Source organism: Sorangium sp. So ce362, assembly GCF_051519845.1.
Lineage (GTDB): Bacteria > Myxococcota_A > Polyangia > Polyangiales > Polyangiaceae > Sorangium.
In genome coordinates, this window is record NZ_CP150332.1 from 61,479 (window position 1) to 74,005 (window position 12,527).

Below are 12,527 nucleotides of genomic sequence, written 5' to 3' on the forward strand. Positions count from 1 at the left end.
GGCCGCTGCCCAGTTCGATGCTACGTTGGGGGTGAGGCCACCAATGAAACACTCGATGGCACGAACCTCGCGCAATGCCCCGGCCCCCGTTCGGCGGGTGGCGCAGGCGGCGAACTGAGAGAAGGAGCTCCTCATGGGCATGGAGATGAAGCTCCAGTTCAAGCTGTCCCAGCAGCTTGTGATGACCCCGCAGCTGGTGCAGGCCATCCGGCTGCTCCAGCTCTCGCGGCTCGAGCTGGTCGACGAGATCAGGAAGGAGCTGGACGGCAACCCGGTCCTCGCCGACGACATGACCGACCCGAAGGCGCGGGACGGGGAGAAGGGGGATCAGAGGGGGAGGAACGCCGACCTGCCGACAGAGCAGCGGCTCGAGAACGGCGAACGGTTCGACCGCGACACCGACATCGCGGCGCGCGAGACGGAAAAGCGGGTCAAGGAGGTCGACTGGGAGCAGTTCCTGGAAAACCGCCAGCTGCAGCAGGCCATGCCCGCGCACCGGGGCGGCTTCGAGGAGCTGCCGCCGATCGACCAGAACCTGACGAAGCCGTCGAACCTGCGCGACCACCTGCTCTGGCAGCTCCAGATGAGCGATTTCGTCGAGAACGAGCGGCAGTTCGCCCTGCTCGTCATCGGCAACATCGACGAGAAGGGATACCTCGACCTCAAGGGGGGAGAACGTCCCGACGGCACGAAGGGTCCCGACATGAGCCTCGCCGACCTGGCGCGGGAGGCGGAGCTGCACCCCGAGGACGCCGAGGAGGTGCTGGCGATGATCCAGCGCTTCGATCCGGTCGGGGTCGCGGCGCGCGATCTGTCGGAGTGCCTGCGGGTGCAGGCCGAGGTGCTCGGCTTCGACGAGATCGAGATGGCCATCATCAAGGACCACCTCCACAACGTGGAGCGGCGCAACTTCCCCGCGATCTCCAAGGCGCTGAAGATCCCGCTGGAGGAGGTCTACGACGCGGTCCAGGAGATCCAGAAGCTGGAGAGCGTGCCGGCGCGCAACTTCGCCGAGGTCGACGAGAAGACGATCGCCATCACCCCGGACGTGTACGTCATCAAGGACGGCTCTCAGTTCGTCGTCACCGACAACGACAAGGGGCTCCAGCGGCTCTACATCAACGAGAACCTCGCCCAGCGGATGCTCAAGGACCCGAAGGCGAAGGAGTTCATCAGCGAGAAGCTCCGGAGCGCGCAGTGGCTGATCCGGGCCATCGAGCAGCGGCGGCGCACGATCATCAAGGTGACCGAGTGCATCGTCGAGAAGCAGCGCGAGTTCCTGGAGCGCGGCGTGGGCTACCTGAAGCCCATGATCCTGCGGGACGTCGCCGAGTCGGTGGGCATGCACGAGTCGACCATCTCCCGCGTGACGTCGAACAAGTACGTGCACACGCCCCAGGGGCTCTTCGAGCTCAAGTACTTCTTCAACTCGTCGATCCACAGGGTGGCTGACGAGGACATCGCTTCGGAGAGCGTCAAGCAGGCGATCAAGAAGATCATCGCGGCCGAGGACAAGTCGAATCCCTACAGCGACCAGGCGATCGTCAAGATCCTCGAGGAGACGGACGGCATCAAGATCGCCCGCCGCACCGTGGCGAAGTACCGCGAGATGCTCGGCATCCTGAGCTCGTCGAAGCGCAAGAAGATGTTCTGAACGGCGCCGGACGCGCCCGCTCGACCCCCGTTTCAGCCCCCCTTTCCCGGCCTCCTGCCATGCCCGCCGAACCGATCACGGCCGCCCAGCTCTTCGAGCGCTTCTTCGCGCCGCACTACCCGCCCGACGCGCTCGCCGACCTCGCGGCCGTGCGCTCCACCGACGCAAATCCGGCTGGAAACCCGTCGATCTTGGCCCAGATCGAGCACGCGGCGGAGGTGTTCGCCCGGCTCGCGCCCGGGGCGTTCGACGTGCCCGACCTCGGGCTCGATTTCTCCGATGCGTCGGTCCACCGGCTGGGCGCGGCGCTGACGCGCGAGCGGCGCGACGCCTGGCTCTCGCCGGCAGGAGGAGCGGGCGGCGCGCGCGGGACGCGCGGCACGTCGACGGCGAGCGGGGCCGGCGAGCCGTCCATGCTGCTCACGCTCGTGACGCACGGGGCGCTCTATGTCGGCGCGTGCGTCGTCAAGAATCACGGGGGGAAATGGCAGGTCCGGAGGCCGCTGTGGGAGTCGCTGGTCCGGCTCGAGTCGAGCGCAGGGACCGGCGATCTCGCGCTCTTCCAGTGGTGGCTCAAGGCGCTCAGCGACGAGGAGATCGGCCGCGGCAGGCTCGTGGATCGCTACCGCACCCACGTGGAGGTGCCGACGTTCGACGCGGAGCGGTTGCCGGTCATCGCGGCGGGCGACCGGCGGATCCCGAGGCTCGCGAAGGTGCGCTACGACACGCTCTACAAGCACCTCCGCGCGCACCTGCCGGAGCTCAGGTCGGTGGGGGAGGACTTCCCGTCTCCGGAGCGCTTCGAGGAGATGGCCTTCAAGAGCATGGAGTTCGCGCTGCTCGGCGGCGGGCGGATGCTCCTCATGCACGGGGCGACCGCGGAGGGGGTGCACCTGTTCTGGCTCGACGCGAACGGCTTCGCGAAATCCGTGTACTACCCGGCCGACAGCTTCCCCGCCCACGTGGTCCAGGTCGAGGGCCAGAAGATCCGGGTGATCGTGCCCGTCCGCGGCGAGACCCAGGCGCACGAGATGCTCTGGTGGGGGGCGTAGCCGGCCGCGTCGCCGCGCGCCGGGCTGACCGGCGCGCGTCCCGGGAGTAGGCTCGCCCCGTGCTGTCGCCCGACGTCCGCTTCGAGGGGTTCACCGCGACCGACTGGATCCGCGTGCTGTCGTTGTTCCGGCCCAGACGCACGGGCATCGACGAGCGCGAGGCCGACCGGCCGCGCGGCGGCGTCGTCGCGGTCCGCGCGGGCGGCAAGCTCAGGAAGCTCGTGCACACCGACGCCGGCCGGCTCCGGATCGACGACGCGCAGCGCGCGGCCACGCTCTCCGCGGAGGAGCTCGCCGCGTCCCACCACGCGAGCTGGGCCGCCGTGATCGAGGCGGGCGCCCTCGAGGCGATCGTGGAGCGGTTCGGGGCGCGGGTGCGGCGCGGCGACGACCTCATCGCCCAGACGCTCCTCCTGCTGCAGCTCGCGCGCGAGGAGCTCCTCGTCGGGACGATCGATCTCTGGCCGGCTCGGCTGCGCGGCGTGCCGATCCCGTCGCCGGGCGTCGTGCGGGGCACGCTGGAGTCGCTCGCCGGGGTCGGCAAGACGACGGTGATCGGCCTGTTCGAGGGCGGGGAGCTCTGGACGAGCGTGGCGCTGCGCCGCGACGCGCGCGGGATCAGCCTGATCCTCGGGCCGGACGAGGTGCGCGAGGACATGGGGCTGCTCGCCGGCGACTGGCGCCGCGACTACCGGCACCTGTCGCGCGCCATCGAGGAGCGGGCAGGGGAGCTGTCGCTCGGCTGCTTCGCCGAGGCGGAGACCATCCGGAAGCTCGAGATCGATCCGAGCCCGGGCGCCTGGGCCCGGGCGGTCGCGGTGCGCGACGTGATCCTCGCGCCGGTGCCGGCGGCGCTCGCCATCCCGCTCGGGATCGACGCGGGACGCGCGGCGCTCAGCGCCCTCCGCGCGATCGCGGAGCGGATCGATCCGATGGGGATCGTGGGGCCCGCGATGCGGGCGGTGCTCGAGCGGGCCGGGACCGACAGCGAGATGGCCGCGATGCTGCCGTTCCACCCGCTGGAGCTGCTCCGCAAGCTCATCAGCCGCGAGCGCTGACCCGGCGCGGCCGCGCGTCGCCGCGGCCGCGCGCGTCGCCGCGATGGAAGCCTCAGGGGTGCGCGGTGCTCGAGTCGCCGCCCTGGACCGCCGGGGCGAGCTGGAAGCGGCGCTCCTCGCACGCGTACGCGGTGGGGGTCAGCTCGATGACGGTGTGCAGCGGGATCGGCAGCGTCGGACACGAGGGCGCGGGGCGATCGACGAGGTAGGCGTAGAGCGCGCGCAGCACCGCCTGGTGGCCGATCACGAGCACGGGCGAGCGCTGGCGCTCGAGCTGGATGATCAGCGGGTCGAGGCGCTGGATGACGTCCTCGTACGACTCGCCGCGAGGGTAGCGGTAGCGGAACTTGTCGGCCGCGCGCGCGTTGAAGACCTCGGGCATTTGCTGGCGGATCTCCTCGTAGGTCATGCCCTCGCAGACGCCCGCGTCGATCTCGTCGAGGGCGCGCCACGCGACGTGGTTCTGCGTTATCGGGCGCGCGGTCTGGATCGTGCGGCGCAGGGTGCTCGTCCAGACGTTGACGTGCTCGTCGTCGGAGCGCTCGCGGATGAAGCCGGCGAGGTTCTTCGCGTACTCGTCGCCGCGCGCGCTGAGATCCGAGTCGCCGCCGAGCAGGCCCTTCTCGTTGAACACGCTCTCGCCGTGGCGGGTCAGCCAGATCGGGTGCGGCGTGAGGTGCATGTTCATCAAGAGCGGGACGAGGCGCGCCGGCAGGTAGCCGTGGATGCGGTTCAGCACGACCTGGCGGCCGACGTCGATGATCTTGATGTAGCTCTTCTCGGGTTCGCCGAGCGGCTCGTACGCGCGGGCGTAGTGCGCGATGCGCGCGCGGAAGTCGCGCAGCGCCGCCTCCGGATCGACGCCCTGGTAGTCGGGCGAGCGGAGCTTCGTCTCGCGGACGTTGGTCTCGATGATCGACTCGTCGTTGCAGATCGACTCGATGAAGACGACCGGGAAGCCGTGCGCCTGGCAGCGCTCCATCACGAGGTTCCGGCGGGCGCGGGTGCTGTTCGTGGCGTCGTAGATCGCCACCTCGCCGCCGGAGCTGAGCCAGCCGATGAGATCGTCGAGCGCCGTCATCGCCATGCCGAGCAGCGCCTGGCGGCCCTCGGAGTTGTCCGGGTCGAAGAACTGGTGCGGCTGCGCGGTGCCGAGGTGCGCCCGGCGGTAGTTGCCCACGTTGAAGAGCCGCGTGGGGTGGCCGAGCCACGAGAGGTAGCGCGCGATTTTGCGGGCGATGGATGTCTTTCCCCGCGCGGGCAGGCCCACCATGGCGAGGACGATCGGCGACGAGTCGCGCGCGAGCGAGACCATGGGGAGCGTTCTAGCCGATGACGGTACGGCCGGCGACGACGACGGAAAGCAGCCGGCCGCTTCGCTGTCCGTCGCGCCGGTACGAGAAGAAGCGGGCGGGGTCACACGCGGTGCACCCCGGGACGTCATCGACCGAGGTTGCGTCGAGGCCGGACTCGGCGAGCTGGGCCTTGAGGATGCGCCGGACGTCCGCATGCGGGCGCGCGCCGGGGGCGCCGCGGACGATGGCGGCGTCGCCGGCGCTGGAGCAGGCGGCGAGATCGGCGGCGACGTCGTCGCCGATCTCGAAGCAGCAGGCCTCGATGTGCGGGCCGATCGCCGCGACGAGATCCGCGCCGGGGCCGGCGAGCGCCCTGAGCGCGCGGGCCGCCTCGACCACGACCCGGAGGACGGTGCCGCGCCAGCCGCTGTGGACCGCGGCGACGGCGCCGCTCCGGCGATCGGCGAGGAGGATGGGGGCACAGTCGGCGCTGCGAACGCCGCAGCCGACGCCGGGCACGCGTGCGAGGGTAATGTCGCCAACCTCACGGACGACGTCGTCACGATCCTCGTCTCCGGTGAGCACCCGCGCCGCCACGCCGTGGACCTGGCTGAGGTAATAGAGCCGCGCCGCCGGGATGCCGAGGCGCCGCGCGGCGCGCTCCAGGTTCTGGCGGACGGCGGCGGGGTCGTCCCCGAGCGCCACGGCGAAGCTCAGGGTGTCCCAGGGGGGGGCGCTGGCGCCGCCGCGCCGGGTGAAGAAGGCGTGCGAGAAGCCGGCGGAGGCGAGGAGCGGGCTCTCGAGCGCCTCGGCCGCCCCGGGGATGTCGATTTTTACGGTCATTTGGGGCGCCACGAACGATCGGATGCGTCGGCTGCTTCGGTCATAGACGATACGGGTGGGTTGCGTGGTATTTTCCCGCTCCACGCATGGCCGCCGGTCCGGACCCGAATATCGGTCGAGATCTGCTCGGGGGGCAGTTCCAGATTCTTCAGAAGATCGGCTCCGGTGGCATGGGGTCGGTCTACAAGGCCACGCAGCCGGCGATGAACCGGATGGTGGCGGTGAAGATCCTCCACCCGAAGCTCGCGAACCGAAAAGATCTTGTCTCTCGCTTCCGCCGCGAGGCGCGGGCGATGAGCCACCTCACGCACCCGAACACGGTCAAGGTGCTGCTCTACGGCGAGCTCGAGGACGGCTCGCTGTACATCGTGATGGAGTACCTGGAGGGCAAGAACCTGAACCAGGTGGTCCGCAAGGAAGGGCCGCTGCCCGTCGAGCGCGCGATCCCGATCCTCATCCAGGTCTGCGGCGCCCTGCAGGAGGCGCACATCCAGGGGATCGTGCACCGCGATCTCAAGCCCGAGAACATCTTCCTGTCGACCAACGGCGGGCTGAAGGACTACCCGAAGGTGCTCGACTTCGGCCTCGCGAAGGTGACGGAGCGCGAGCTCCGGCCGGGGTCGGTGATGCTCACGCAGGAGGGCATGGTCTTCGGGACGCCGGAGTTCATGTCGCCCGAGCAGGCGCAGGGCAAGGTGCTCGACGCGCGCAGCGACATCTACTCGCTCGCGACCATCCTGTACGAGGTGCTCACGGGCAAGCTGCCGTTCGAGGCGCGGACGCCCATGGAGTACATCCAGCACCACGTGACCAGGAATCCGATCCCGCTCGACGAGCGCGTGGCCGGGAAGCACTTCCCGCCGGGGCTCGGGGTGGTGCTCGGCAAGGCGCTCGAGAAGCGCCCCGAGGATCGGTTCGAGTCGGCCGCGGAGTTCGCCGACGCGCTCAAGCCGTTCGCAGGGGGCGCGGGCAAGGGCTACACGGCGATGATGCCGAAGAAGGCGAACCCGGCGCTCGAGCAGGCGGCAAAGCAGCACGCCGCCGCGCTCCAGGCGAGCAGGCCGCCCGGGTCGCCGCCGTTCAAGTCGCCTGCGAAGACGGTGCAGATGGCCCAGCAGCCGCAGGCGCCCGCCGCCAGGCCGGCGCACGCGCCCCTCGCCAAGGCGCCGGCCAGGGCGGAGGCGAAGCCGCTGCTCCTCGTCGGCATCGCAGCGGGGTGCCTGATCGCCGGCATCCTGATCACCATCGTGGCGATGCGGCTGTTCCACGGCTGAGCCTCCGCGGCTGCGCCCTGGATCGAGGCGAGCCTCCACGGGCGTGCTAGCGTCGCCGCTCCGGCGCGCCGGGCGCGCTGGATGCGCATCGCCTGCGCCAGCGTTCACGGGGACGTCGTCATGGCCTCGGAGCAATCAGGGAACCCAGGAGGAAACGAGAACGATCCGGCCAGGAGGGCCGATTCGTCGCGGCAGGCGTCGGAGCCGCCGCGGCGGGCGTCGGAGCCGCCGGGGCGGGCGTCGGAGCCGCCGGCGCGGAGGTCCGGACCGCCGGGGCGAGGGAGCGAGCCGCCGCAGCGGAGCAGCGCGGCGGCGCGGCCGGTGAGCGCGCCGCACATCGATGTCCCGTCGCGCCCGTCGCGCCCGCCTCCCCCGCCGGACGACGCGGCCGCACAGGAGCGGAGCGCCAGGATCGCCACCTGGGCGAAGCGCATCGGGATCGCGCTCGCGGCGCTGCTCGTCCTCGCCGCCGCCGCCGTCGTGCTCGTGGTCCGACATTACGAGGCGGATCTCCCCTCGACCCGCGAGCTCAAGGACTACCGGCCCCCGCAGGTGACGCGCATCCTCGCGCGCGACGGGACGCGCCTCGGCGAGCTCTTCACCGAGCGGCGCACCGTCGTGCGCATCGGCGAGATCCCGAACCAGGTGAAGCTGGCCACGCTCGCCGCCGAGGACGCGGGCTTCTACGAGCACGCCGGGCTGAACTACCTCGGCATGCTCCGCGCCCTCGCGGTGAACCTCCGCTCGACCCAGACCCGGCAGGGGGCGAGCACGATCACGCAGCAGGTCGTGAAGAACGTCCTGCTCACGCCGGACCGGACCTACAAGCGCAAGGCGCGCGAGATCATCCTGGCCCGCAGGATCGAGCAGGAGCTCACGAAGGACGAGATCCTGGAGCTCTACCTCAACAAGATCTACTTCGGCCACGGCCGCTACGGGGTCGAGGAGGCGAGCCGCTACTACTTCGGCAAGAGCGTGCGCGACGTGACGCTCGCCGAGGCCGCGCTGCTCGTCGCCGTCGTGAAGGGGCCGTCGGTGTACTCGCCCCGGGCGAACCTCGAGCGCGCCGTGGGGCGGCGCGACTTCGTGCTCGACCAGATGCAACGCAAGGGCTTCGCGGACGAGATCCAGGTCGAGCAAGCGAGGCGGGAGCCGGTGGTGCTCGCCATCGAGACCGAGTCGCTCGCCGAGCTCGCGCCCGAGGTGGTCAGCGAGGCGCAGCGCGTGCTGCGCGAGGTCGTCGGGCCCGCCGCGCAGCAGGGCGGCTACACGATCACGACCACGATCGATCCGGCGCTGCAGGCGGCGGCGCGCGCGGCCGTCCGCAAGAACCTCGACGCCTACGCGAAGCGGCACAAGCTGTTCGGCCCGCTCGCGCGGACCAAGAAGGAGCCGCCGCCCTTCGATGGGACACCGGCCGGCCACAAGGTCTTCCGGGGGATCGTGACCGGCGCCGACGACGCCCGAGGGACGCTCTCGGTGCGCGTGGGCACGCTGGAAGGCACGGTCGCGCTCCGCGGCGCGCAGCGGTACAACCCGAACGGGCTCGCGGCGAGCAAGTTCGCCGACGTCGACAAGGTGGTGCGCGTCAGCCTGATCGGCCCCGCGCCGGAGCCGGTCGTCGAGGCGGTCGCGCCGGGACAGGAAGAGGACGAGGACGCCGCCGCCGGCGAGGCGGCGCGCGCCGCGCCCGCAGGCAACCCGGCGAAGCCGGCGGCGCCGGTGCCGCTGCGGCTCGAGCTCGGACCCGAGGGGGCGCTCGTCGCCGTCGACGTGCGGACGCGCGAGATCGTCGCCCTCGTCGGCAGCTACGAGGCAGTGCGCGGCGGGCTCGACCGCGCGACGTTCGCGCGGCGGCAGCCCGGGTCGACGTTCAAGCCGTTCGTCTATGGCTACGGGATCCACGCGCGCACGCTGACGCCGTCGACGATCCTCGAGACGAACCCGCTGTCCATCGTCGATTACAAGCCGCAGAACCACGACGAGAGCGAGGGGAAGTCGCCTGCGCGGCTCCGCGAGGCGGTGGCGCACAGCGTGAACGTCGCCGCGGTGTCGGCGCTGTCGCGCGTCGGCGCCTCGAACGTGGTCGCCTTCGCCGGCGCGCTCGGCATCCAGTCGAAGCTCGGCGCGGACCTGTCGCTCGCGCTCGGCGCCTACGAGGTCACGCCGCGCGAGATGGCGGCCGCGTACGCGAGCATCGCCGCGGGCGGCGTCTACGAGCAGCCGGTCCTGATCACGAAGATCGTCGGGCCGGGCGGGGCGGAGATCCCGCTGCCGCCGCGCCCGCCGGCGCACCGCGTGATGGACGAGTCGGAGGCCTACGTGCTCACGAGCCTGCTGACGTCGGTCGTGCAGAGCGGGACCGGCAAGCAGGCGCGCGCGCTCGGGCGGCCGATCGCCGGCAAGACGGGGACGACGAACCAGTCGAAGGACACCTGGTTCGTCGGTTACTCGACCGACATCGCGTGCGCGGTGTGGACCGGCTACGACGACGCGGCGCCGCTCGGCAAGGGCGAGGCAGGCGCGACGTCGGCGCTGCCGGCGTTCGTGGATTTCATGAAGCAGGCGCACGGGAAGCGCCCGGTGGCCGACTTCCCGGTGCCGAACGGCGTCGTGCGCGTGAAGATCGATCCGCTGACGGGCCTCCTCGCGCGCGAGGGGCAGGAAGACGCCATCGAGGAGGTGTTCGTCGCCGGGACGGAGCCGGCCGACGAGGCGCCGGTCCCCGAGGCGGACGCGGGCGCGGAGGGCGCCGGCGGCGGAGCGCCGGAGGAGCTGCAGGGCGTCGTGCCGGCGCCAGGCGAGGGGCCGCGGCCGCCAGAGCCGGGGACGGCGCCGATCGAGCCGGAGCACGCGCCGGAGCCAGGACCGCTGCCGGCCGGCGACACGGCGCCGCCGCCGTTCTGAGCGACGCGCGGCGCGTGAGCGCCCCGGATCGGCTCGAGCGGCGGAGCGCCGGAGCGCCCGGAGAGCTCCTTCATCTCCCGGCGCACCGGCCGTGGTCGCCGCTCTACCCGGCGCCCGGTCTCGCCGTCCCTGTCGGGATCGAGCCGCTGGCGCCCGCGGCGACCTCGGGGAACGGGCCCGTGACGGCCAGCGTGAGCCCGTCTTCCTGCAGGTTCACGAAGAGCGCCTTGCCGTCGGGCGAAAAGCACACGCCGGCGAGCTCGCTCAGGCTCAGCGCGTTGCGCGCGAAGTCGAAGATCTGCCCGTCCTCCGTCACGCCTCGAAGATAGTTCCCCCGGCTGCCGTCCTCCGCCAGGAAGAGCTCTCCCCAGGGAGCAAGCGTGATGTTGTCGGGCGCGTCCAGATCCTCCGTGTCGGTCGCGTGGGCGATGACCTGGAGCGTGCCGCCGTCCTCCGCAGGGACCAGCTGGAAGATCTGCCCAGCGCCGGCCGGGCCGCCGCTCGTCGCGCAGAGGTACACGACACCTTGCGAGAGGCAGATGCCCTCCCCGCGCCGGAAGACGGCGGCCCCCTTGGCCTGGGCGTCCTTCCGGACCGTGTCGTCCTGCGGATCGGGATCGTCGACATCCACCCACGCGATCTCGCGGGGCTCCCCCAGCGCCCAGCCCGACGTATCGACCTTGCGGGCCCCGACGACGGCGAGCGCCTGGAGCCGACCCTCGAACGGAGCGGCGGGGTCCGTCGGCTTGAAGCGGTAGAAGCAGCCGTCCGCCCGATCCTCGGTCAGGTAAGCGATGTTCGTCGCGGGGTCGACGACCGCCGCTTCGTGGACGAAGCGGCCATAGCCGCTCAGGCGCTGCGGCGGCGCCACCCTGGACGCGTTCGCCGCGCACACGAAGACATAGCCGTGGCGAGCGTCGAGGTTCTCCTCGCAGGTGAGCCAGCCCCAGGGGCTCACGCCGCCCGCGCAGTTCCGGTTGGTGCCGACGAGCACGAGGTTGCTCGAGCGGCGCTCGAACGTCGCGGCGTCGAGCACGAGCCTCGTGACGCCGCCCATGCTCGCCGCGTCGTACGCCTCCGCCGGCGCATCCTGGCCGGCTCGGTACGGTCCGATCTTCTTGTCCGCCGGCTCGTTCTCGTGATTCCTGAGCAGAATCAACGTGTTATCCGGACCGGAAAAGCACCCCATTCCATCCGGACGGCCGGGCACCTGGTAGCCGTCCTCCATGTCGCCGCCGGCGCGCTCGAGGATCCGGTAGGTGAAGCCCGCGGGGAGGTCGAGGATGCCCGCTGGATCGGGCACGAGGGGCCCGAACCGGCCGGCCGCCTTCTTGGCCGCCCTCCGCGCGAAGATCAGGGAGAACGGCAGGGCCAGCGCCGCGGCGGCAGCCCCGCCGATGCGCAAGAAGGATCGCCTCGGGACGCGTCGCTTCATGACCATGATCTACGTCGAGCGACCACCGCGCGAAAGCCGTCGAGCGGGCGCGCCATGAGGCCGCCGCCGGGGTGATGCACAGGACGAGCGCCGGCCCGCGCGCGTTGACGGTTCGAGTTCGCGACAGCGCTCGTCAGGACGCGCGCCGCCGCGCGGCGTCACCCCACCTGGCTTCCGTCGGGAACGGGACGGATCAGGATCTTCGAGGACACTCGGCCCACGAACCGTCGCAGAAGCTGCTTCGCTCCGATCGCGCCGCCCGCGCCCACCGCGAAGACGAGCGGCGCCGCAGCGCCGCCGGTGACCGCGACGAGACCCGCCGCGAGCAGCACGCCGGCGCCGATGGCCACCGCGCCCGTCGAGGCCTCCTGGGCCGCGTGCGCGATCGCTTCGTTCTTCGTCATCTTGCCGCGCTGATAGGCCGTGACCCCCTCGTACGCGCCGAAGGCGCCGTCGATGACGAACCCGATCCCGGCCGCCTTGCCCGCGCCTTTCAGGACCTCCCGGCCCGCGGTCTTCATCACCTCGCGGGTCAGCGCCCTGGCGACCGCAGCCGACGCGCCGTCGGTGAGCGCCGCCTGGCCCACCTGCCGCGCCGCCTCCTGCGCGACGAGGGCGCCTGCCTGCTTTCCGCCCTGATCCACGATGATCTTCGCCGTTGCCTGCGCCCCCAGCGAGAGCCCGGGCGCGAACACGTCCACGATCGCCGTGGTGTTCTCGACCATCGCGCGCCGCAGGCCCTCCCGCGCGCCCTCGTCGAGCAGCCCCTTGCCCGCCGCCGAGAACAGCGCCTCTGCCGCCCCGCGGACGGCGACCGCGCCGCTCCCTGCCACCGAACCAAGGATCTTGTCTCGCCGTGAGCTCATCTCGACCTCGCCGTCTGCCTGCGCGCGCCCGTGCCTCGTCAAGGGGTAGCGTCCCGGGGCGGAAAGACAAGCTCAGCGCCGCGCGCTCTCACGTCGCGGCGCGGCCAGATCCGTCCCGGCGCGCGCCTGCGACGACGCGACGA

9 protein-coding genes are annotated in these 12,527 nt (G+C 71.6%); 5 read left to right on the top strand and 4 right to left on the bottom strand.

Annotation, left to right across the window (positions count from 1 at the left end):
- Window positions 1-133: 133 nt before the first annotated feature.
- Genes rpoN through WMF17_RS00295 form a run of 3 tightly spaced genes read left to right on the top strand, consistent with a single transcriptional unit; the run spans window position 134 to window position 3,764 of the window.
- Window positions 134-1,654, top strand: coding sequence for an RNA polymerase factor sigma-54 (rpoN, locus tag WMF17_RS00285; RefSeq protein ID WP_437599949.1), 1,521 nt, complete (start codon window positions 134-136; stop codon window positions 1,652-1,654).
- Window positions 1,655-1,713: 59 nt separating this feature from the next.
- Window positions 1,714-2,706 carry a hypothetical protein gene (locus WMF17_RS00290; protein WP_437647345.1) on the top strand — a complete coding sequence of 331 codons (993 nt, stop codon included), beginning with the start codon at window positions 1,714-1,716 and terminating at the stop codon, window positions 2,704-2,706.
- 59 nt (window positions 2,707-2,765) lie between these two features.
- Window positions 2,766-3,764: a hypothetical protein gene (locus WMF17_RS00295; protein ID WP_437647347.1), complete on the top strand. Its 999-nt coding sequence runs from the start codon at window positions 2,766-2,768 to the stop codon at window positions 3,762-3,764.
- Between the two features lie 52 nt (window positions 3,765-3,816).
- Here WMF17_RS00295 and WMF17_RS00300 read toward each other — a convergent pair whose 3' ends face one another.
- Together WMF17_RS00300 and pgeF are read right to left on the bottom strand one after the other, a co-directional pair.
- Window positions 3,817-5,079 carry a bifunctional nucleoside/nucleotide kinase/histidine phosphatase family protein gene (locus WMF17_RS00300; RefSeq protein ID WP_437599952.1) on the bottom strand — a complete coding sequence of 421 codons (1,263 nt, stop codon included), beginning with the start codon at window positions 5,077-5,079 and terminating at the stop codon, window positions 3,817-3,819.
- A 10-nt stretch (window positions 5,080-5,089) separates the two neighbouring features.
- Window positions 5,090-5,902 (bottom strand): peptidoglycan editing factor PgeF, encoded by an 813-nt coding sequence (pgeF, locus tag WMF17_RS00305; RefSeq protein ID WP_437599953.1) that lies wholly within the window; start codon window positions 5,900-5,902, stop codon window positions 5,090-5,092.
- 86 nt (window positions 5,903-5,988) lie between these two features.
- Here pgeF and WMF17_RS00310 point away from each other — a divergent pair, with 86 nt between their 5' ends.
- Together WMF17_RS00310 and WMF17_RS00315 are read left to right on the top strand one after the other, a co-directional pair.
- Window positions 5,989-7,176, top strand: a complete 1,188-nt coding sequence (locus tag WMF17_RS00310; protein ID WP_437599954.1) for a serine/threonine-protein kinase — start codon at window positions 5,989-5,991, stop codon at window positions 7,174-7,176.
- Window positions 7,177-7,296: 120 nt separating this feature from the next.
- Window positions 7,297-10,083, top strand: a complete 2,787-nt coding sequence (locus tag WMF17_RS00315; RefSeq protein WP_437647349.1) for a PBP1A family penicillin-binding protein — start codon at window positions 7,297-7,299, stop codon at window positions 10,081-10,083.
- Between the two features lie 103 nt (window positions 10,084-10,186).
- Here the strand turns inward: WMF17_RS00315 and WMF17_RS00320 are convergent, their stop codons facing one another.
- Together WMF17_RS00320 and WMF17_RS00325 are read right to left on the bottom strand one after the other, a co-directional pair.
- Entirely contained in the window at window positions 10,187-11,518 is a 1,332-nt protein-coding gene (locus tag WMF17_RS00320) for an alkaline phosphatase PhoX (RefSeq protein ID WP_437647351.1), read from the bottom strand.
- Between the two features lie 158 nt (window positions 11,519-11,676).
- Complete coding sequence (locus WMF17_RS00325; RefSeq protein WP_437599957.1) at window positions 11,677-12,384, bottom strand: hypothetical protein; 708 nt, start codon at window positions 12,382-12,384, stop codon at window positions 11,677-11,679.
- Window positions 12,385-12,527: the final 143 nt, after the last annotated feature.

Bases quoted from the DNA above. Each gene is read 5' to 3' on its own strand.
- WMF17_RS00310 (WP_437599954.1), top strand. From the start codon at position 5,989: ATGGCCGCCGGTCCGGACCCGAATATCGGTCGAGATCTGCTCGGGGGG.
- pgeF (WP_437599953.1), bottom strand. From the start codon at position 5,902: ATGACCGTAAAAATCGACATCCCCGGGGCGGCCGAGGCGCTCGAGAGC.
- rpoN (WP_437599949.1), top strand. From the start codon at position 134: ATGGGCATGGAGATGAAGCTCCAGTTCAAGCTGTCCCAGCAGCTTGTG.
- WMF17_RS00300 (WP_437599952.1), bottom strand. From the start codon at position 5,079: ATGGTCTCGCTCGCGCGCGACTCGTCGCCGATCGTCCTCGCCATGGTG.
- WMF17_RS00320 (WP_437647351.1), bottom strand. From the start codon at position 11,518: ATGAAGCGACGCGTCCCGAGGCGATCCTTCTTGCGCATCGGCGGGGCT.
- WMF17_RS00290 (WP_437647345.1), top strand. From the start codon at position 1,714: ATGCCCGCCGAACCGATCACGGCCGCCCAGCTCTTCGAGCGCTTCTTC.
- WMF17_RS00315 (WP_437647349.1), top strand. From the start codon at position 7,297: ATGGCCTCGGAGCAATCAGGGAACCCAGGAGGAAACGAGAACGATCCG.
- WMF17_RS00325 (WP_437599957.1), bottom strand. From the start codon at position 12,384: ATGAGCTCACGGCGAGACAAGATCCTTGGTTCGGTGGCAGGGAGCGGC.